Here is a 20,017-nt window from a genome sequence, read left to right as displayed (position 1 = left end):
CAGGCGGTCAGGAAACTCATAAAGAGTATCCGGCATGTGCCAGCCCACCTTAATGGTGACCTATGCACAACTGGCTTCGTAAAAACCCATCCGTCCGCACAATCCGTGTGGCCGCTGCCGACCTCAATGGCGTGCCACGTGGCAAGCGTATCCCGACACGGTTCGCAGATAAAATCACCCAAGACGGCACGCGCTTTCCCTTCTCGGTGCTGAACCTCGACATCTGGGGTGAAGATATCGAGAACAGCCCACTTGTCTTTGACAGCGGCGACCGCGACGGCGTACTCAAACCGACCGAGCGGGGGTTTATGCCGATGCCGTGGTTGGAAGCACCAACTGCACTCCTGCCCATCTGGATGTTCCATGAGGATGGCCGCCCCTATGAGGGTGATCCACGCCATGCCCTGCGTGCAGTTCTTGACCGTTTCAAAGCACGCGGCCTCACCCCTGTTTGCGCGGTAGAGCTTGAGTTTTTTCTGATCGACGACAGTGGTCGCAAGCTGCAAATTCCCGCATCTGAGCGGTCAGGTAAGCGGCGCAAGGGGGCGGAAACGCTCAGCATCCGCGCACTTGACCAGTTCGACCAGTTTTTTACCGATCTCTATGACGCTTGCGAAGAAATGGATATTCCCGCCGACACCGCAATCTCCGAAGCGGGGTTGGGCCAGTTCGAGATAAACATGATGCATTGCGACGATGCCCTGCGTGCCGCAGATGACGCATGGTTGTTCAAGATGCTGGTGCGCGGTCTGGCGCGACGGCATGGTTTCGCCGCCAGCTTTATGGCGAAGCCCTATGAGGATTATGCGGGCTCTGGTTTGCACACCCATTTCTCGGTTATTGATGAGAATGGTGATAACGTTTTTGACGATGGCGGACCTGATGGCACAGTTATGATGCGCCATGCAGTTGCGGGCTGTCTGGAGGCGATGGCAGGTTCTGCGCTCATCTTTGCACCCCACGCCAACAGCTTTGACCGGATGGTGCCGGGTGCACATGCGCCTACAGGCATCAGCTGGGCCTATGAAAACCGCACATCCTCGATTCGCATCCCATCAGGTTCGCACAAGGCACGCCGAATCGAGCACCGCGTGTCGGGTGGTGATGTGAACCCCTATCTGATGCTGGCCGCCGTCCTTGGCGCCGCAATCAACGGTATTGAGGATGGAAAGGACCCTGTGCCGCCGATTACCGGCAATGCCTACGCGGCTGATCTGCAACAGATTCCCAACACTTGGGGCGCTGCGATTGATGCGTTTGAAACGGACCCTGCCGTGGCTCGCATATTTCCACCCGAGCTGATCCAGAACCTTGTTCTGACAAAGCGTCAGGAACTGGACGAGATGAAAGAACTCAGCCGCGCCGAGCAGGTCGAGATATATTTGGATACGGTATAAGTTATGAAAATTGGCATCCTGCGCACAGGCCACTCCCCCGAAGAGCTGACCGAGAGCCTTGGTAATTACGACGAGATGTTCGAGCAGTTGCTGGACGGCAATGACTTTGAATTCGAAACGTTCTCGATCGTGGATGGCGAATTTCCCAGCGGCGCAGACGCCGCTGACGGTTGGCTCATCACCGGGTCCAAACACGGGGCCTATGAGGATCACGCTTGGATTCCGCCGCTGGAGAACCTCATCCGCGACGTGCACAGCACAGGTAAGCCAATGATTGGCGTTTGTTTTGGCCATCAGATCATCGCACAGGCATTGGGCGGTAAGGTCGAGAAGTTCGCAGGCGGCTGGTCGGTGGGGCGCACTGAATACACATTTGAAGGCAAACCAGTAGCGCTCAACGCATGGCATCAGGACCAAGTCGTTGAATTGCCAAAGGACGCGCGTGTGGTGGGCGCGTCCGACTTCTGCGCAAATGCCATGCTGGCCTATGGTGACAACATCTGGACCGTGCAGGCCCATCCCGAGTTTCCTGCCAAATTTATTGATGGCCTGATCAAAACCCGCGGCAAGGGCGTCGTCCCTGACGATCAACTGAACGCTGCAACTGCCGCCCTGTCCCAACCAATAGACAACGAGGGTATCGCCGCCCATATGGCGCAATTTTTCAAAAGCAAAGCGAGGACCTGATGCAGGACTGGAAAGAGAAACTCCCACCCGCCGCCGCAGAATACCTCAATGACCGCCGCTTGGACGAGGTTGAATGTATCATTCCCGATCTGCCCGGCATTGCGCGGGGCAAGGCCGTTCCCGCCTCCAAGTTCGCGCGTCAGGACAGCTTTCACCTTCCAGACAGCATCTTTTACCAGACCATTACAGGCAATTGGGGTGAGGCCGCTGGCGACGAAGGCTTTATCGAAAAGGACATGATCCTGCGCCCTGATATGTCCACGGCAACGGCCGCCCCTTGGACGGGGGACTGGACGTTGCAAGTGATCCACGACGCCTTTGACCGCGATGGCAACGAAGTGCCCTTCAGTCCACGCAACGTCCTCAAACGCGTGGTCGAGCTATACCGCGCTGAGGGTTGGGAGCCTGTCGTGGCCCCTGAAATGGAGTTTTTTCTAACTGCACGCAACCTTGACCCCGCTCAGGAGATCAAGCCGATGATGGGCCGCTCTGGCCGTCCCGCAGCGGCGCGTCAGGCCTATTCCATGACAGCAGTGGATGAATTTGGTCCCGTAATCGACGACATTTATGATTTCGCCGAGGCGCAGGGTTTCGAGATTGACGGAATTACCCAAGAGGGCGGCGCAGGCCAGTTAGAGATCAATCTCATTCACGGCGATCCCGTCAAACTTGCCGACGAGGTCTTCTATTTCAAACGCCTGATCCGCGAAGCGGCGATGCGGCATGATTGCTATGCAACCTTCATGGCGAAACCTATCGCAGACGAGCCGGGGTCGGCCATGCATATCCACCACTCGGTGCTGGATACCAAGACGGGCCAGAATATCTTTTCCAACGCCGATGGCAGCGAGACAGAGCCGTTCATGCATTTCATCGCAGGTTTGCAGAACCACATGCCAGCCGCACTTGCCGTGATAGCACCTTATGTGAACAGCTACCGCCGATATGTGAAAGATCATGCCGCGCCGATCAACCTTGAGTGGGGCCGTGACAACCGCACCACAGGCATCCGCGTGCCACTCTCCAGCCCCAATGCGCGTCGTGTCGAAAATCGTCTGGCGGGCATGGATTGCAATCCCTATCTGGGTATCGCGGCCTCACTGGCCTGTGGCTATCTCGGCCTTAAAGAGGGCAAGATGCCCATGCCCGAGTTCAAGGGCGATGCGTATGACGGGGACGGAGACATCCCGCGCACCATGGGCGAGGCCTTGCAGATCTTTAGTGAAGCAGCTGCCCTGCATGAAGTGCTGGGACCAGAGTTTGTGCGCGTCTACGCAATTGTAAAAGATGCAGAATACGAGGAGTTCCTCCAAGTCATCTCCCCTTGGGAGCGCGAACATCTGCTGCTTAACGTCTGATGAACCTGCTCTATTCCAATGACCGCCGTGGTGAATATCCCCCCAGTTGGTATGCGGCGACTGCCACGCCACTTGCCCTTTTTGCCCCCCTGAAAGGTGCGCAAAAGGCGGATGTTTGCGTGATTGGTGCAGGCTATACGGGCCTGTCAGCAGCGCTCCATCTGGCGCAGGCGGGACGTGACGTTGTCTTGCTTGATGCTCAGCGCGTAGGTTTTGGCGCGTCGGGGCGGAATGGGGGGCAGCTTGGTTCTGGCCAGCGGATGGAGCAGGATGCGCTTGAGGCGCTGATGGGAGAGCCAGAAGCTTCAAAGCTCTGGGAGTTGGCAGAAGATGCAAAGGATCTGGTCAAGGGGTTGATCGCCGAGCATGAAATTGACTGTCATCTTAAACCAGGTGTGGCGTGGACGGGATCGACAGACAGCGAAGTGCGACATTTGCATGAATACGCCAACCTGCTGGCGATGAAATACAGCTATGACCAGATCGAGACGCTGGATCATGCGGCGCTGCAATCGGTCTGCCCTTCCCCTGACTATCGCGGCGGCATTCTGGACATGGGGGCCGCGCATCTGCATCCATTGAACTTTGCCCTTGGCCTTGCCCGTGCGGCGGCGGCGGCGGGTGTGCGGATACATGAACGCTCCGCCGTGCATCATATTGATGAGGGCACCCCCGCAACTGTGCGTACGGACGCAGGCCATGTAGTAGCCGATCACGTGATCCTAGCGTGTAATGGGTATCTTGGCGGGTTGAACCGCAAGGTTGCCGCGCGGGTTATGCCGATCAATAATTTCATCGCAGCGACAGAGCCGCTGGGGGATCGGATCAAAGACGTCCTGCCCCGCGATGTGGCCGTGGCCGACAGCCGCTTTGTTGTGAACTACTTTCGCCTCAGCCAAGACGGGCAATTGCTATTTGGCGGCGGTGAGAGCTATGGCTACCGCTTTCCCGCTGATATTGCTGCCAAAGTGCGCAAGCCGATGTCGGTGGTGTTTCCCCAGCTTAAGGACGTGAAGATAGACTATGCGTGGGGTGGCACCCTCGGCATCACGATGAAGCGCCTGCCCTATCTTACGCGCATCGGGACTAATATGCTGTCGGCTTCAGGCTATTCCGGTCATGGTGTGGGTACGGCAACCCATGCAGGGCAGCTGATGGCGCAAGCGATTCAAGGGGATGGTGACGGATTTGACACGATGGCCGCGATGCCTGTAACGCCCTTCCCGGGCGGGCCAGCTATGCGCTCCCCGCTTTTGGTACTCGCGATGAGTTGGTATGCGATGCGCGACCGTTTGGGGATTTAAGCGCTGAATGCAAAAAAGGCGGACCATGGCCCGCCCTTGTCTTATTCGTTTGTGCCGCAATTACTTTAACTTGGAGAGTTTTTCTTGCAGCTCTGCCAACTGACGTTTAATCGCGTCCAAATCTTCGGAGCTTTCAGCTGCGGGTTTTTCAGGCTCGGTGGAAGGTTGCGATCTGCTCCATCCACCTGTCATGGTTTTCATGAATGCTTCTTGCTGCGCTTGCATCGCATCAAATCCCGGCATTTTCGACAGCGGATTCATTGAGGTCATGTTCTCGACCACTTTGGCCTGACCGTCGCGCAGCATGTTAAAAGACTGCTCAAGAAATTCCGGAACAACACTGACTTTGCCTGTCATATAGCTGCGCACCAGATCGTTGAGCACATCGACCGGCAAGACCGACTCACCGCGGCTCTCGTGCTCTGCGATAATTTGCAGCAAGTACTGGCGGGTCAGATCATCACCTGACTTGAGGTCGATAATCTGAACTTCGCGGCCGTCACGGATAAAGCCTGCAATATCTTCAAGCGTCACATAGTCGCTTGTTTCTGTATTATAGAGGCGCCTGCTGGCGTATCTCTTGATCAGAAGGGGTTTGCCCGTCTCTGCCACTGTTGTTCCTCCCCGAGGTGTGCTGCATTGCAGCTTACCCACCCCCAGCACAAAAAGAAAGGGCGAGCTGTCACCAGCTCACCCTCTCCAAAATAGCTCATACCTTACGGTCGAGGCTATGTCTGGAAACCAGACTTATTTTGTTGTCGCTTTTTTCGCTGCCGCCTGTACGTCGCCAGCTGCTTTTGTCATGGTTGCAGTGGCTTCTTCGGACATGTCCTTGCCTGCTGCCATCATCAGTTCAACTGTTTCCATCTGAACCTTTTTCGCAACTTCTGCGAATGCTGCCATGTGCTCGGCTGCTGCTTCGGAGTAAGCAGATGCGAAGTCAGTCATTGCTTTGGTGTAGTCGGCTGGCTCGGACTTGGCTTTTGCCATGTCGGACAGTTTTGCTACTGTGTCTTTTGTCCACTTGGAAGAAATCTCTGTGGACTTCTCAACAGCTGTCAGCGCTACGCCGGACAGTTTTTCGTTCAGAGCTGCGGATGTTTTGAAGGATGCTTCCATGGAAGTTGTGTCCACTGGGAATGCGCCCATCATGTCTTTGAGCATTGCGGTCATGTCTGGTGTTGCTGTCTTTGTCATTTGGGTAGTCCTTGCTTGCATCAACGCAGCATTATGCTGCGTTCTAATTTCAGGTCGCGTCCCGCTGGCTCGTCCAGTGTTCCGCGTCTGCAAACAACATAGATGCTGCAGCGCGGCATTGCAAGTATTTTCTGCACCGCAGCATCGCCTTTAAGTTGTACCAAATCTTGCTGAAAAATCAGCCTCTTGCCTTTACGGCAACGTAGGTTCCCGGCGCGTCGCATAAAATTTTTCTTCCTGCGTCCCCCGGAATACGGGCGGGAATCATCTTGCCTGAGTGTTTCGCAAGCCACTTCTCCCAACGCGGCCACCACGACCCTTCGGTAAAGTCAGCACCTGCCAGCCAATCCTCATGGCTGAGTGTTAGATCATCGTTGGTATAGTGGCCGTACTTGCCTTTACTGGGGGGATTGACGATGCCCGCAATGTGCCCCGACTGGGTCATGATAAAGGTCTTGTCGGTGCTGCCCATCTTTTGCACACCACGATAGCTGTCTTTCCAAGGGGCGATGTGGTCCGTCTCACAAGCGATGGCGCAAAGCGGCACATCGACCTCGTCCAGCACCAGATGTGCATCACACAGATCATAACCGCCCTCGGCCAGTTCATTGTTCTGGCACAACCCGCGTAGGTACTGCATCGCCATTTTCGCAGGCAGGTTGGCCCCGTCCCCGTTCCAATAAAGCAGGTCAAATGCGGGCGGTGTCTCTCCCATCATATAACTTTTGACGGCAGGCCCGTAGACCAGATCGTTGGAGCGCAGGAAAGAGAAGGTCCGCGCCATTACAATAGATGGCAGGATACCCTTATCCGCTGTCTCCGCCTCAATCCCATCGATAAAATCATCGGTCAGGAAGGGGCGGAACTCTCCTTGATCGGAGAAGTCGGTGAGTGCAGTAAAGAAGGTGGCGGATTTCACCGACGTATCACCGCGCTGCTTGAGCAGGCTCAGCGTGAGACTGAGCGTGGTGCCTGCGATACAATACCCTACTGCATTAACCTGCTTTTCACCCGTAATCGCCTTCACTTCGTTGAAGGCGGCGATATAGCCTTCCTCAACGTAGTCTTCCATGCCGACATCGCGGTAGGTCGCATCTGGATTGATCCACGACACCATAAACAGAGTATACCCCTGATCGAGCACCCACTTCACAAATGAATTCTGCTCTTTGAGATCGAGAATATAGTATTTGTTGATCCATGGCGGAAAGACGATCAGCGGTGTGGCGTGCACTTTCTCAGTGGTGGGGGTGTATTGGATCAACTCGAACATACGGTTGCGAAACACCACTTTGCCGGGCGTGGTCGCAATATTCTCGCCCAACTGGAATGCATTTTCGTCGGCAAGGCGCACGATCATTTCGCCTTTGTTGGCCTCAAGATCACCGATGAGGTTCTCAAGCCCTTTGATCAGGCTCTCCCCTTCGGTATCGACTGCACGTTGAAGCGCGTCAGGGTTGGTCGCAAGGAAATTGGTCGGACTCATCATGTCGATAATCTGACGCGAGAAATAGGCCAAGCGCTGTTTTTCACGCGGTTCCATATCCTCCACATCAGCGACGGCCTGCTCCAAAGCTTCGGCATTCATCATGTATTGCTGTTTGACGAAGTTGAAATACGGATGCTGCTCCCACAGAGGGTTGGCAAAGCGGCGGTCAGTCGGCGTGCGGTCCGCTGGAGCCGTGAGCGTCCCCTTTGCAAGCGCTTGCTGCGCCTCGACGAAGTGGGTAACTGATTTTGTCCAATAGCCCAACTGATGCTCGATCAGTTTGGCAGGATTAGTCATCGCCTCCTGCATGTAGGCTTTTGCTGCTTTTTGGAACAATTCCTGATTGGGAGCATCAAGGGCGGCCTGATGCGTGTTGCGATTGGCCAAAACGTTTGTCAGACGCTCGCGTAACGCCTCCACTTTGGTCAGGTTTTCGGTCATCCGTGCCATGGAAGCCGCAGTCGGTTCACCATTTGTCGTAGTATCAGTTGCCATGTTAATAATTCCGTCCTATGTTTGCACCTGCAGCATTTTAGTTTGATTGGCCTGTTCGAGGCCTACCAAAACCCCGATGCGCCCGAATCTGGGCTTTGGTACAGGAGTTCCGCTATGCGCTTTATGGCATCATACGACATGATGGAGACAATCCGAAACACAAATGAGTGGCTCGGAGCTTCCGCAAAGGCGATGGCCGCCTATCCCGCATTGTCAGTCTTCCCCAATCCCGCGCTTGAAATGGTCGGCGCATGGGGAGAAGTGACAGAACGCACGTTCAGCCGTATGGCAGTCAAGCCTGACTGGAACATCCCTCCCTTCGTGGGCGCCGAAGGCACAGACCGGCTGGTATCCCAAGAGATTGTACTCAAGGGCGACTTTGGCGATCTGCTGCACTTCCGTGTACAGGGCCGCACCAAGAAGAAGCGCCGCGTTTTGCTGGTTGCCCCTATGTCGGGCCATTATGCTACACTGCTGCGCTCGACTGTGATCAGCCTTCTGCCTGATTGTGAACTCTATATCACCGATTGGCACAACGCGCGCGATATCCCTGTCAGCTCTGGCAAGTTTGATGTCGAAGATTACACCATGCATTTGGTCAACTACATGCGCCACCTCGGCGCCGACACGCATGTAATCGCTGTATGTCAGCCTGCGCCATTGGCCCTCGCCGCCACCGCATATCTGGCCGAGGAAGATCCAAAGTCGCAGCCAAGCTCGCTCACCCTCATCGGCGGTCCGATTGATCCGGGCGCGGCACCGACCGAAGTCACCGATTTTGGCCATTCTGTCACCATGGGTCAGCTTGAGCAGTCCATGATCCAACAGGTTGGTTTCAAATACAAAGGCGTCGGGCGCATGGTCTATCCAGGCCTTTTGCAGCTCAGCTCGTTCATATCGATGAATTTGGACACGCATAAGGACGCGTTTACGAACCAGATCAAGCGTGTCGCAAAGGGCGAAGCCCATGAGCATGACAAGCACAACAAATTCTATGACGAATATTTGTCAGTTATGGATATGCCTGCGGAGTTCTATCTCTCTACCGTGGACCGTATTTTCCAGAAACACGAGATCGCAAACAATGATTTTGTGGTAGACGGAAAAAAAGTGGACATGGGTAAGATTACCACCACCGCGATAATCACGATTGAGGGCACAAAAGACGACATCACCGCCCCCGGTCAATGTATTGCCGCTCTTGCCCTGTGCACAGGTGTGCCGGACGAGAAGAAGGCCAGCCACGTCGAAGAAGGCGCCGGTCACTACGGCATCTTTGCGGGCAAAAGCTGGCGCAACAATATCCGCCCACTGGTGATGGATTTCATTGACGATCACGAAAAAGCCACCCCTCCAGGCTACCGCGTGAAGCAGGCGGCAGAAGCGAAGAAATCCGCAGCCGCGCCTAAAGCCAAAAAGGCCTAAGTCATGACGGATGTGCCCTTTTCTTGTCAGTGTGGCGAGATTAGGGGCACATTACATCATGTGACCCCGCAAAACGGCAACCATGTGCGGTGCTACTGCAATGCCTGTCGTGCTGCGGTTCTTTATACAACCGGTGAAGATGTGGGCACGCGCGGTGTCGAGCTTTACCAAACCACCCCCGACAAAATCAGCTTTCAGCAAGGGCGCGGCAACCTTGGCGTTTTTTCCTTCTCGCCGAAAAAGCTTTTGCGATTTCGTGCGATCTGCTGTGGTGTCCAAATGTTTACGATGCTGCCCACACCCAAATTTGCGTTGGCAGGTGTCATGACAAATCTTCTGGAAGATAAGACTGCCATCGGTCCCATAGCGATGGAAGCGTTTGTTCCACAGCCAGATGGACGCTCCAAGCACAGCTCGATCTTACGTCTTTATGGTGGAACCATGTGGCGTGCGCTGGTCGCGCGTATCACGGGGCGATGGAAGCAGACGTCATTTTTTAACATCAAGACGGGCCAACCCGTCGCAGAGGTATATGTCCCGACCCCTGAAGAGCGTGCGAAATTACCGCTATGACTATCTCAACACGTAAGGCTGGGCCAACCACTCGCGCAGCGCGGCTGTTGTCTCGTCGGGCTGTTCAAGCATGGGCAAATGGCCCGAATTCTCCAGCACGCGCAACTGTGCATATGGGATCAGCTCTGCCATAAACTCGTGCCTTTTGACGGGATAAAGCGTGTCATGCGCCCCACACAGCACCAAGGCAGGCACTTTACAACGGCGCAGCGTGGCCTGCTGGTCTTTGCGGCGCTGCATGGCGCGGGACTGTCGGATATAGACTTCAGGCCCCAGCGTTTGTGCCATCTCCATCACAAGACCCAGCACCTCGTTGCGGTAGGGACCAGGGGCCAAGGTGTTCACGCTTATCTCGTCACGCACGACGTCCATGAACCGTCCAGAGCGTACTTTGACGATCATTGGTTCACGATTGGCCGCAATCACGGGCGTCTCAGCCAGCGGATGTGTATCAAGCAGGGCAATGCGCGCCACACGATCGGGTGCACGGCGCAAAATCTCCATCGCGACAACACCGCCCATGGAAAACCCCGCCAACGCAAAGCGTTTCGGCAGGATGTCGAGCAGCGTCGAGGCGATTTCCTCGATCCGCTCCCCTTGGGTGACGGGGGCGACCATAACGGCGGTATCACAGGACAGTTCTGCAATTTGCGGACCAAACAGGCGCGCATCGCACATCATTCCCGGCAATAGAACCAGTGGCTCTCTCATGGCGCAATTTACTCCGGCTTCCCTGCCTCACGTGCATGCCGTGCCACGCGGTCAGGTGCAAGCCCTCAGGGGTACGCAATGCCCCGCAATGGGGGGAAATCCGCGTATCGCGCGGCACGGATGACCTTATTTTCGGCAGGTGTCTCCCCTGCCCGCAACAACATGCCGCGCGGCGCGATATAGCTGCTGATGGTGCGTTGCGGATCTGGCCGCCAGACTAAATTGAAGGCCGCCAGTTTGGGAAAAAACCACATCTCGGAGTACGGAAGATGGTCATGCACCCACCACGCCAGATCGCGCCAGTCGCGCCCTTGGGCGTATTGATCGGCAAACCACGGAATCACTAGTGAGATGCCAGCAATGGGACGGCTCGGCACATCCCAAATGTGGCACTCGATCGGATTGTCGCTGCGCGCACAGTTCAGTTTGTTCTCATTGCCGTAAGTGTTGAGCGCGGCGGAGCGGTAGCCGGAGCGGATCGCAAGACGGCCAAAAGTTTCCTCCAGCGGGTCAAGCAACTCCTGACACAACCGCTCCCCGTGTTTGATCGCCAGATCGGGATCATCGGGGATGTTTGGGATGCCGTGAAAGGCGCTGATCTCGCTCATCATGAAATCGCGCATGTAAAAATGCTTGGACAATCGCACACGGCCAAGAGTCTCAAGGCTCCACATGCTGGCCGGTGTACGCATCAGTATCCGTTCCAGCGGAACGCGCCATCCTCCGACAAGGATGAGAAAGGATTATGTGACACTTCCCAAATGTTGCCCTCTGGGTCAGAAAAATATCCGATATATCCGCCCCAGAACACGTCTGATGCAGGTCGCAAAATGCGGCCTCCAGCCACCTCGGCCTTTGCCAGCAAAGGTGCGACCTCTTCTTTGGTCCGTACATTGTAGGAGAATGTCGTCGCACCCTTACCCATCTCCTCCACCGGCAAACCAATATCCTCGGCCAGCTTTTCCAGCGGATAAAGGCCCAGCGTCTGACCGATCAAGTCAAACGCGATAACGCCATCCTGTGTCTCGACACGGATCCAGTCCAGCGCCTCATAGAATGCGGCCATGGCTTCCATATCCCGTACGCCCAAGGTGATCAGACTGATCCGTTGCTCCATTACATAAATCCTCCAGACTGGTTTTTCCATTGCCCCAGCACATCCTCGACCGCCCGCTCGATCAGCCCAAGGCATGGACCGTCAGAAAAGCGGTGGTCGGCGTCCTTGACCAACAGTAGCTGCATGTCGGGGCTGGAGGCATGGTCCAACAGCCGCGTGGCAGTGGCGACGCTCACGGCAGAATCTGCCGTGCCTTGCAGCATCCGTACCGAACAGGGCAATTCAAGATGCCCGCGCAGCACCAGATGCTTGCGCCCGTCCTCGATCATCCGCTTGGTCACTACATATGGCTCCATGTAGTCGGAGGGCAGCTCGACACGGCTCTGGGCCTGGAGCGCTGCGCGTTGTGTTTCGTCGAAACTGTCCCACCAGCCATCTTCGGTAAAGTCTGGTGCGGCGGCGATAGTGACCAAACCCGCCAGCCGCTCGGGTGCTGCACGCGCCAGCAGCAGTGCCTGCCAGCCACCCATGCTGGACCCAACGGGCACAATCTGCCCGTCGGTCAGAGCATCGACGGTCGCCATCGTATCCTCATGCCAATCGCCGATGCAGCCTTCCTCGAAGGCACCTGATGATTGACCGTGACCGGAGTAGTCAAGCCGCAGAAATGCACGCCCCGTCGCCTGAGCCCAATCCTCCAGATGCACTGCTTTTGTGCCTTCCATGTCGGATTTGAGCCCTCCTAGAAAGACGATGCAGGGTCCCTCACCGCGCGTCAGGTGGTAGGCGATTTTGCGCCCCTGTGCTGTGTCCAGATAAGATGGCTCTGTCATTTGATATCTTTTCAATTGGGGAATTGGGTTAGAGGCCGTGCGGCCTAACCACTGACATAAGGCTTATCCGAGGGGCGATAGAATATTTTTTGATTGTGCAGACGACCCAATAGCTCGTTAATTGTTGTGACATGATCATCGTCGGGTACTTTTGGCAGCAACGCGCGCGAACCTTCGCGTCCCAAGGACAGATCACGTGTCACCACGTTGAGGGCAGCTTCTATCAGGTCGATATCGGACAGGGTCAACTCGAAATTACGGTTGTATTTGGGCATGGGAGAACCTTTCGCTGGTTGGCCAACTGTGCCGCATTCGCGCACGCGGTTCAACCGTCCTCACCAGCGTTGGATTTTGTGCCGCAACGGCATTGATTCGCCTTGTTGCCGCGCAGCGCATTAGTGCTAAACCTTTGGATATGAATGCAACAGCGCCAGACCGTTTGATGATCCCTGCCCTCTCAGCCTGCAACTTTGTCATCGGCATCGGGGCGTTCGGGATTATTGGTCTGGTCGAGCCTTTGGGCGCTGATATGAGCCTCACGCCTGCACAAACGGGCCAGCTACTCACGGTTTATGCCGTCTCCTACGCATTTTTGTCGCCGCTGCTCATCGCTTCAACGGGTAAAGTTGGGCGGAGGCGTATTATGGCACTGGGGTTTGTGATCTTTGCACTCGCCGCGCTGATCTCGGCGTTATCGCCCTCCATGACGGGACTGAACATCGCTCGGATTATGGCGGCGGCAGGTGCGGGCATATTTACACCGCTGTCCGCCGCAGTTGCCGCAGGGCTTACGCCCGAAAACAACCGCGCCAAAGTTCTGGCCGCGGTCTTTTTCGGCCTCACCATGTCTCAGGTTGTGGGCGTCCCTGCCAGCAGTTGGATTGCCTATACCTTCGGCTGGCGATGGGCGTTCTGGCTGGTCTTTGCACTGGCGCTGCCGTGCATCTGGCTCATCTGGACGCGGGTGCCTGCGGGGCTGCGGTTCCAGCCTGTGACCCTTGGCGATTTGCGCGATGTTATTGGTGAGGGGCGGCTCATGCTTGCCATTGGGTTCACCGGATCGTTTATCGGAGCGCAATATGTGCTCTTCACCTACATCGCCCCCCTGCTCAGCTCCACGATGGGGTTTGGTGGCGATGGTATCGCACTCACTCTGATGATGGCGGGATTTGGTGCAGTGGCGGGTAATATTTTGGGCGGGTACCTCTCGGACCGCTTTGGCTGGCGTATCACGCTGACAGGGCTTTGCATCTTCCAGATGCTCATGATGCCGATGTTCTCGCTCCTACCGGTCAGCGTGCCTGTCCTGATTTGCATGGTGTTCCTGTGGGCCATGGGTGGCTGGTCCTTCATGGCGGCACAACAAGTGCGCCTGTTTGCACTCGCAGGGCACCGTGCACCTGTTGTGCTAGCGCTTAACGCAGCGGCGATTTATGTGGGCGCGGCGATCGGGGCGGCACTGGGCGGGTTGATGATCACCAACTTTGGCCTTTTGTCATTGGGCATCACGGCAGGGATCGGTGCGTCACTGGCCTTGGCACATTTGACACTATCTGCACGCCTCAGCCCGCTGAATGAGGCGCACCCTTGACGCAAACGCCCGCTGCGGTCAAAAGCGCCCATACATAAACCCGCAACCGGGCGTCTCGTAGGCGCCAAACTGACGAGGAGACCGACATGGTCCAGATCGCACTCACCCTTCCCGACGGCAATGCACGACACTACGACGCAGGTATCACTGCGGGCGAGGTCGCAACTGACATCTCCAAATCGCTGGGCAAGAAAGCCATCAGCGCCACCGTGAACGGTGAGCACTTTGACCTCGCGTGGCCGATCAACGTCGATGCTAGCATAGCCATCCACACCATGGCCGATGAAGAGCAGGCCAATGAATTGGTGCGCCACGACCTTGCGCACATCATGGCCCGTGCGGTGCAGGAAATCTGGCCCGATACAAAAGTCACCATCGGCCCCGTGATCAAAGACGGCTGGTACTATGACTTTGACCGCGCCGAAAGCTTTACCCCCGAAGACCTCGGCCTCATCGAAAAGAAGATGAAGGAGATCATCAACAAACGTGATCCCGTGCGCACCGAAGTCTGGGACCGCCCCCGCGCGATCAAGCATTACGAGGATCTTGGCGAGCCGTACAAAGTCGAGCTGATCGAAGGCATTCCAGGCGACGAGCCTTTGCGCATGTACTGGCATGGCGAGTGGCAGGACCTCTGCCGTGGCCCGCATCTGCAACACACCGGACAAGTACCGGGTGACGCGTTCAAGCTCATGTCCATCGCGGGCGCCTATTGGCGCGGTGACAGTGACCGCGCGATGCTGCAACGCATCTATGGCGTGGCCTTTACAGGTAAGGAAAAACTAAAAGCGCACCTCAACATGCTGGAGGAAGCGGCCAAACGCGACCACCGCAAGCTGGGCCGCGAGATGGACCTTTTCCACATGCAAGAAGAAGCCCCCGGCCAGATTTTCTGGCACCCGAACGGGTGGATGATCTACACCCAGCTTCAGGATTACATGCGCCGCAAGCAGCGCAGCGATGGCTATGTCGAAGTGAATACACCGCAGGTTGTGAGCCGTAAATTGTGGGAAGACTCGGGCCACTGGGAGAACTATCAGGATCACATGTTCATCGTCGAAGTGGACGAGGATCACGCGCGCGAAAAAACCGTCAACGCGCTCAAACCGATGAACTGCCCCTGCCACGTGCAGATCTTCAATACAGGGATGAAGTCTTACCGCGACCTGCCCCTGCGTATGGCCGAGTTCGGCTCGTGCAACCGCTATGAGCCATCAGGTGCGCTGCACGGCATCATGCGTGTGCGCGGATTTACCCAAGATGATGGCCATATCTTTTGCCGTGAGGACCAGATTGTCGAGGAGACGGCAAAGTTCATCACCTTCCTCGCCTCCGTCTATGCCGATCTGGGGTTCAACGACTGGACCATCAAACTCTCCACCCGCCCGGAAAAGCGTATCGGCTCGGATGAGAGCTGGGACTACGTTGAGAAGGCGCTCGGGGATGCGTGCAACGCTGCGGGTCACGAGTTCGAGTTGCTGGAGGGTGAAGGCGCGTTCTATGGCCCCAAGCTGGAGTTCACCCTGACCGATGCCATTGGCCGTGAGTGGCAATGCGGCACCTTGCAGGTCGATCCAAACCTGCCCGAACGCCTTGATGCGACCTATGTCGGCGCGGACGGCGGCAAGCACCGCCCTGTGATGCTGCACCGGGCGACCCTTGGCTCTTTCGAGCGGTTCATCGGTATCCTGATCGAAGAGCACGCGGGCAAGCTACCCTTCTGGCTGGCCCCGCGTCAGGTTGTCGTGGCCTCCATCACCTCCGATTCCGATGCTTATGTAGATGAGGTGGTCGCAACCCTCGTCGCTGCGGGTGTGCGTGCCGAAGCGGACAAGCGTAACGAGAAGATCAACTACAAGGTGCGCGAACACTCGGTCGGCAAGGTCCCTGTGATCCTCGCTGTGGGTGCGCGCGAAGTCGAAGAGCGGACCGTTTCCGTACGCCGCTTGGGTGAAAAGCAGACCTCGGTCCAAGCGCTTGTCGATGTTACAGCCGCGCTCAAAACCGAAGCGACACCACCTGACCTTTTGTAACAATCCGCAGGGTTGGCCCCTCACAAGGCCACCTGAATTGTTACAGAAACGCGAAATAGGGATAAAAACCGCCGGATTCGCACAAGAATTCCGGCGGTTTTTCTAACAGACCTGTGACACACTGTCTCGTGAGTAGATTTTGTCGCGCATGCCTGTTTTAGTAGCCATACCGATACAAACCAAGATTTCAAAAGGGAGAGACCTGATGTCCACAACCATGAAAACCCTCGCCATTGCAGGCGTCGTTGCCGCATCCATGTCTGGCGTTGGCACAGCCGCCGAAGCAGCCTCGAAAGAGAAATGCTATGGCGTGTCTCTCGCAGGGGCCAATGACTGCAAAGCAGGACCTGGCACCACATGCGCAGGCTCCTCTGTCACAGATTATCAGGGCAACGCATGGACCTTGGTCGACGCGGGCACCTGCACCACAATCGAGTTGCCTGCCATGGCAGACGGCTCTGCACGTGCAGGCTCGCTTGAGCCACAAGACCGCGACCTGCCAGCATAATTATACTGTCACAGGGCGCGGCAATGCTTGCGCCCTGTGGACACCATATGATCCTTGGAGAGCATTGATATGTATGACCAATCCTCCCCCGCTTCTGCTCTGCCCCATGGCGTGGGCGTTGGCTACAAACCCCAACATTTCACCGATCTGGTAGCGGCGCCCGGCGCTGTTGAATGGATTGAAGTGCACGCTGAGAACTATATGGGCGACGGTGGTCGCCCTCACGCGCAGCTGCGCGCGTTAGCGGAGCGTTTTGCCCTGTCCATCCACGGTGTGGGCCTGTCCATCGGGGGCGATCAGCCGCTTGACGTTGAACACCTCGTCCGCCTGCGTACTCTGATTGACCGCACCAATCCCGCCAGTTTTTCCGAACATCTGGCATGGTCCACCCACGGCGCGGAATACCTCAACGATCTTTTGCCCCTGCCCTATACTGATGCCACGCTCACCCGCGTTGGGGATCACATCGCACAGGTGCAAGACACGCTTGGCCGTCAGATGCTGCTGGAGAACCCGTCAAGCTACCTCGCCTTTGCCGAAAGCACGATGGCCGAAGCGGATTTCCTTGCGGCACTTGTGGCGCGCACGGGCTGTGGCCTGCTGCTGGATGTGAACAACGTCTTTGTCTCGGCCACCAACCTCAACCTCAGTCCCCATGCCTATATTGATGCCTACCCCCTTGAAGCTGTTGGCGAAATCCACGTGGGTGGCCATGATGAGGATCACGATGATCAGGGTGCGCCCCTCCTGATCGACAGCCATGGTGCCGCCGTGATTGATCCGGTTTGGGCGTTGCTGGACTATACTCTTGCACGCTCCGGCCCAAAGCCTGTGCTGGTGGAATGGGATACCGATGTCCCTGACTGGCCCACTCTACGGACCGAAGCTGACCGTGCTGCGGCCGCTCTCGCGCCTGTGCTGGCGGTCTGATGACTGTAACCCAAGACCAGTTTCGTGCCGCGCTTTTGGATATAGCGGTACCCGTTCCCGATGGTCTTCTCGACGGGATGGGCGCCCCTGCCGGTCGCCGCTACAGCGTCTATCGCAACAATGTAACCCACTCTCTCATAGAGGCGATGAAGGTCGCCTTCCCTGCGGTGCGCAACCTGCTTGGGGCGCAAAACTTCGATACGCTGATGCCGGTATTTGTGCGCACGCATCCACCGCGCTCCCCGATGCTCATGTTCTATGGCGCTGATTTTCCTGCGTTTCTAGAAGAGTTCGAGCAACTCAAGCATCTTGGCTATCTTGGTGATGTGGCGCGTCTGGAACTGGCATTGCGCAGATCTTATCATGCGGCGGATGCTGCACCTTTTGATCCGATAGTCCTGCAACAACCGCCCGAAGTGCTTGCAGAGATGCGCCTGTTCTGCGCCCCTGCGACATCGGTCATGCGTTCGCGCTGGCCCTTGTTTGACCTTTGGCGACGCGCATTTGATCCCGACGCCCCCGCGCCCCAAGCACAAGGTCAGGCCGTCCTGATCACGCGTCCCGAATTTGACCCAGCCGTACATCTGCTCCCCACCGGAGCTGCCACTTGGCTCTCCTCACTTGAGGCAGAGCCAATAGGGCGGGCAGTTGAAGTAGCTACCGCTGCAGCACCCGCCTTTGATTTTGCTGCTACCCTTACGCTCGCTCTCCAGACACACGCCTTCTGTACCCCCGAAAAGGACACGTAATGAATACCCTCACCACCCACTATCGCGACGCTACTGACCGATTGGAGCAGGCTGACTGGCTTGTCCCTACTCTCGCGCGGTTCTTGTTTGCTGCGATCCTGCTCATGTATTTTTGGGTGTCCGGGTTGACCAAACTTGGCAACGGGTTTGCTGGCATTTTCTCCCCCTCGACAGGGGCATATGCACAGATCTTTCCACGCGTGATGGAAACCGTTGGTTACGACACCGATCAACTTGCCCTGTGGCAGAAGCTTTTGGTGCTTACAGGCACTTGGGCAGAATTCGTATTGCCGCTGCTCATTGTTGTAGGTCTGCTGACCCGCCTCGCCGCATTCGGTATGATTGGCTTCGTCGCCCTTCAGACGCTCACAGATCTCTACGGCCACGGTGCCTGGGGCGACAGCAAGGTTTTGGGCGCGTGGTTTGATCGCTTTGCCGATGGTATGATAATGGACCAACGGGCGCTGTGGATTTTCCTATTGTTGGTAATTGTCATAAAAGGCGCAGGACCAATCTCTTTTGACCGCGCCCTGCGCCCCGCCGACTAACTCGCGGCTTTCACATCCGCCTCGGTCTGTGTGGACCACCCCAGAAACAACGTGTCGCCCGCTTTGATCAGCGGGCGTTTCATCAATGCTGGGTGCTGAGCAATCAACGCAAGGGGCGACTCACTCCGCGCAGCCTCATCCAATCCTCGCCAAGTGGTAGAACGGGTGTTCAGCAACCTATCTCCGAACATCTTGAAAGCTTGCGCCATCACTTCATCAGGCACACCATCAACCCGGACATCGCGCAGTTGCGCATCAGGCAGTGCCTTTACCGCTTTTCGGCAGGTGTCACAATTTTTCAAACCGAATATTTCAACCATCGCCTAAATCCTCATCATAGCGCTCGCACACTCGCCAAATTATCAATAATTCGTCGCCCTGTCCTTGAAATCTTCCAAACATGCACGACTTTTATTTCTACGGTGGTCGATCATTCCATAAGCCACCATGCCGCAACGACGCGGGTCTATACTGAATAAGGAGGCTATGAAGAGATGCCAACAGGAACAGTCAAATGGTTCAATACTACAAAAGGTTTTGGGTTCATCGCCCCAGAAGGAGGCGGCGCAGATGTATTTGTTCACATTTCTGCTGTTGAACGCTCGGGGCTGACCGGTCTTGCCGACGATCAGAAGGTCAGTTTTGAAATGGCCGAAGGGCGCGATGGACGGCAGATGGCTTCGGAGATTACCCTACTCTGAAAGATGCCCCGACAGCGCATCAGCTTTGTCGGGGTTTTTGTTTCACCTCAAGAGCTTAGTCGAATGTGCAGCCTTTTGTGCCAATTTGGCAATCGCTGCGCGCACGGCGTGTTCTGTGCGTGACGCGGTGCGTTACGTGGCGCTTTTTCTTAGCGATTGGATGGGACATGGCAGATTGATAGCTGATGTGTTGGTTGGGCTTGCCGCAGCAGATGACGCCGTTGATGGAGACGGGTTGTAGGCCTGTGGGGCAGTAATTCTCGTGCGTTTTGTAGGGATAGATTTTGGTTTCTGCTATGGCCGTTTGAGGCGCTACGGTCATTAAGCCGAGGGCTGCGATTAGTGCCAATCCTTTGAATCTATACATTTTATCTCTCGCTTTTGATGGGTTCCCTCGTAGTTTTGCCGAGGTGGGGCTTCAAGTCCAGCTT

23 protein-coding genes are annotated in these 20,017 nt (G+C 56.3%); 13 read left to right on the top strand and 10 right to left on the bottom strand.

Going from position 1 to position 20,017, the window contains the following annotated elements; translation table 11 throughout:
* Positions 1–62 precede the first annotated feature (62 nt).
* From Q0775_RS12725 to Q0775_RS12710, 4 genes are read left to right on the top strand one after another with little or no spacing between them, the layout of a single operon-like run.
* Complete coding sequence (locus Q0775_RS12725) at positions 63–1,397, top strand: glutamine synthetase family protein (protein WP_298861319.1); 1,335 nt, start codon at positions 63–65, stop codon at positions 1,395–1,397.
* 3 nt (positions 1,398–1,400) lie between these two features.
* The gene (locus Q0775_RS12720; RefSeq protein ID WP_298861316.1) at positions 1,401–2,084 is read left to right on the top strand and encodes a type 1 glutamine amidotransferase; all 684 of its coding nucleotides are present in this window, start codon (positions 1,401–1,403) and stop codon (positions 2,082–2,084) included.
* Positions 2,084–3,442 carry a glutamine synthetase family protein gene (locus Q0775_RS12715; RefSeq protein ID WP_298861313.1) on the top strand — a complete coding sequence of 453 codons (1,359 nt, stop codon included), beginning with the start codon at positions 2,084–2,086 and terminating at the stop codon, positions 3,440–3,442. The genes Q0775_RS12720 and Q0775_RS12715 overlap by 1 nt, the downstream gene beginning before the upstream one ends.
* Positions 3,442–4,746, top strand: coding sequence for an FAD-binding oxidoreductase (locus Q0775_RS12710; RefSeq protein WP_298861309.1), 1,305 nt, complete (start codon positions 3,442–3,444; stop codon positions 4,744–4,746). The genes Q0775_RS12715 and Q0775_RS12710 overlap by 1 nt, the downstream gene beginning before the upstream one ends.
* 60 nt (positions 4,747–4,806) lie before the next feature.
* Here Q0775_RS12710 and phaR read toward each other — a convergent pair whose 3' ends face one another.
* From phaR to phaC, 3 genes are all read right to left on the bottom strand, one after another.
* Positions 4,807–5,358 (bottom strand): polyhydroxyalkanoate synthesis repressor PhaR, encoded by a 552-nt coding sequence (gene phaR, locus Q0775_RS12705; protein WP_298861307.1) that lies wholly within the window; start codon positions 5,356–5,358, stop codon positions 4,807–4,809.
* Between the two features lie 135 nt (positions 5,359–5,493).
* Entirely contained in the window at positions 5,494–5,943 is a 450-nt protein-coding gene (locus Q0775_RS12700; RefSeq protein WP_298861304.1) for a phasin family protein, read from the bottom strand.
* A gap of 178 nt (positions 5,944–6,121) precedes the next feature.
* Complete coding sequence (phaC, locus tag Q0775_RS12695; protein ID WP_298861301.1) at positions 6,122–7,927, bottom strand: class I poly(R)-hydroxyalkanoic acid synthase; 1,806 nt, start codon at positions 7,925–7,927, stop codon at positions 6,122–6,124.
* Positions 7,928–8,041: 114 nt separating this feature from the next.
* Here phaC and phaZ point away from each other — a divergent pair, with 114 nt between their 5' ends.
* Positions 8,042–9,352, top strand: coding sequence for a polyhydroxyalkanoate depolymerase (phaZ, locus tag Q0775_RS12690; RefSeq protein WP_298861298.1), 1,311 nt, complete (start codon positions 8,042–8,044; stop codon positions 9,350–9,352).
* A 3-nt stretch (positions 9,353–9,355) separates the two neighbouring features.
* Complete coding sequence (locus tag Q0775_RS12685; RefSeq protein WP_298861295.1) at positions 9,356–9,925, top strand: DUF6151 family protein; 570 nt, start codon at positions 9,356–9,358, stop codon at positions 9,923–9,925.
* Here Q0775_RS12685 and Q0775_RS12680 read toward each other — a convergent pair whose 3' ends face one another.
* The 5 genes from Q0775_RS12680 to Q0775_RS12660 form a co-directional block, all read right to left on the bottom strand.
* Positions 9,926–10,636 carry an alpha/beta hydrolase gene (locus tag Q0775_RS12680; protein WP_298861292.1) on the bottom strand — a complete coding sequence of 237 codons (711 nt, stop codon included), beginning with the start codon at positions 10,634–10,636 and terminating at the stop codon, positions 9,926–9,928.
* A gap of 65 nt (positions 10,637–10,701) precedes the next feature.
* Positions 10,702–11,310 (bottom strand): hypothetical protein, encoded by a 609-nt coding sequence (locus Q0775_RS12675; protein ID WP_298861805.1) that lies wholly within the window; start codon positions 11,308–11,310, stop codon positions 10,702–10,704.
* Between the two features lie 17 nt (positions 11,311–11,327).
* Positions 11,328–11,753 carry a VOC family protein gene (locus Q0775_RS12670; RefSeq protein WP_298861289.1) on the bottom strand — a complete coding sequence of 142 codons (426 nt, stop codon included), beginning with the start codon at positions 11,751–11,753 and terminating at the stop codon, positions 11,328–11,330.
* Positions 11,753–12,526: an alpha/beta hydrolase gene (locus Q0775_RS12665; RefSeq protein WP_298861286.1), complete on the bottom strand. Its 774-nt coding sequence runs from the start codon at positions 12,524–12,526 to the stop codon at positions 11,753–11,755. Before Q0775_RS12665 ends, Q0775_RS12670 begins: the two co-directional genes overlap by 1 nt.
* 44 nt (positions 12,527–12,570) lie before the next feature.
* Positions 12,571–12,801 (bottom strand): hypothetical protein, encoded by a 231-nt coding sequence (locus tag Q0775_RS12660; protein WP_298861283.1) that lies wholly within the window; start codon positions 12,799–12,801, stop codon positions 12,571–12,573.
* A gap of 167 nt (positions 12,802–12,968) precedes the next feature.
* On the opposite strand from Q0775_RS12660, the gene Q0775_RS12655 reads away from it, so the two are divergent.
* The 6 genes from Q0775_RS12655 to Q0775_RS12630 all read left to right on the top strand — a co-directional run bounded on the left by Q0775_RS12655 (position 12,969) and on the right by Q0775_RS12630 (position 18,885).
* Positions 12,969–14,117 (top strand): MFS transporter, encoded by a 1,149-nt coding sequence (locus Q0775_RS12655; RefSeq protein WP_298861280.1) that lies wholly within the window; start codon positions 12,969–12,971, stop codon positions 14,115–14,117.
* Positions 14,118–14,203: 86 nt separating this feature from the next.
* Complete coding sequence (thrS, locus tag Q0775_RS12650; protein WP_298861277.1) at positions 14,204–16,150, top strand: threonine--tRNA ligase; 1,947 nt, start codon at positions 14,204–14,206, stop codon at positions 16,148–16,150.
* A gap of 205 nt (positions 16,151–16,355) precedes the next feature.
* Positions 16,356–16,658, top strand: coding sequence for a DUF2282 domain-containing protein (locus Q0775_RS12645; RefSeq protein WP_298861275.1), 303 nt, complete (start codon positions 16,356–16,358; stop codon positions 16,656–16,658).
* A 69-nt stretch (positions 16,659–16,727) separates the two neighbouring features.
* A complete protein-coding gene (locus Q0775_RS12640) occupies positions 16,728–17,588 on the top strand; it encodes a DUF692 domain-containing protein (protein WP_298861272.1) in 861 nt (286 codons plus the stop codon).
* Positions 17,588–18,337 (top strand): DNA-binding domain-containing protein, encoded by a 750-nt coding sequence (locus Q0775_RS12635; protein WP_298861269.1) that lies wholly within the window; start codon positions 17,588–17,590, stop codon positions 18,335–18,337. The genes Q0775_RS12640 and Q0775_RS12635 overlap by 1 nt, the downstream gene beginning before the upstream one ends.
* On the top strand, positions 18,337–18,885 hold the full coding sequence (locus Q0775_RS12630; protein WP_298861266.1) for a DoxX family protein: 549 nt from the start codon (positions 18,337–18,339) through the stop codon (positions 18,883–18,885). The genes Q0775_RS12635 and Q0775_RS12630 overlap by 1 nt, the downstream gene beginning before the upstream one ends.
* Here Q0775_RS12630 and Q0775_RS12625 read toward each other — a convergent pair.
* Entirely contained in the window at positions 18,882–19,205 is a 324-nt protein-coding gene (locus Q0775_RS12625; RefSeq protein ID WP_298861263.1) for an ArsC/Spx/MgsR family protein, read from the bottom strand. The two genes, Q0775_RS12630 and Q0775_RS12625, sit on opposite strands and share 4 nt — an antisense overlap.
* A 174-nt stretch (positions 19,206–19,379) precedes the next feature.
* On the opposite strand from Q0775_RS12625, the gene Q0775_RS12620 reads away from it, so the two are divergent.
* The gene (locus Q0775_RS12620) at positions 19,380–19,586 is read left to right on the top strand and encodes a cold-shock protein (RefSeq protein ID WP_298861260.1); all 207 of its coding nucleotides are present in this window, start codon (positions 19,380–19,382) and stop codon (positions 19,584–19,586) included.
* A gap of 55 nt (positions 19,587–19,641) precedes the next feature.
* Here Q0775_RS12620 and Q0775_RS12615 read toward each other — a convergent pair whose 3' ends face one another.
* A complete protein-coding gene (locus tag Q0775_RS12615; protein ID WP_298861258.1) occupies positions 19,642–19,953 on the bottom strand; it encodes a hypothetical protein in 312 nt (103 codons plus the stop codon).
* Positions 19,954–20,017: the final 64 nt, after the last annotated feature.

The organism is uncultured Sulfitobacter sp. (genome assembly GCF_947499945.1).
Lineage (GTDB): Bacteria > Pseudomonadota > Alphaproteobacteria > Rhodobacterales > Rhodobacteraceae > Sulfitobacter.
Note: the sequence above shows the minus strand (reverse complement) of the source record. Positions and strands in the feature narration are given on the sequence as shown.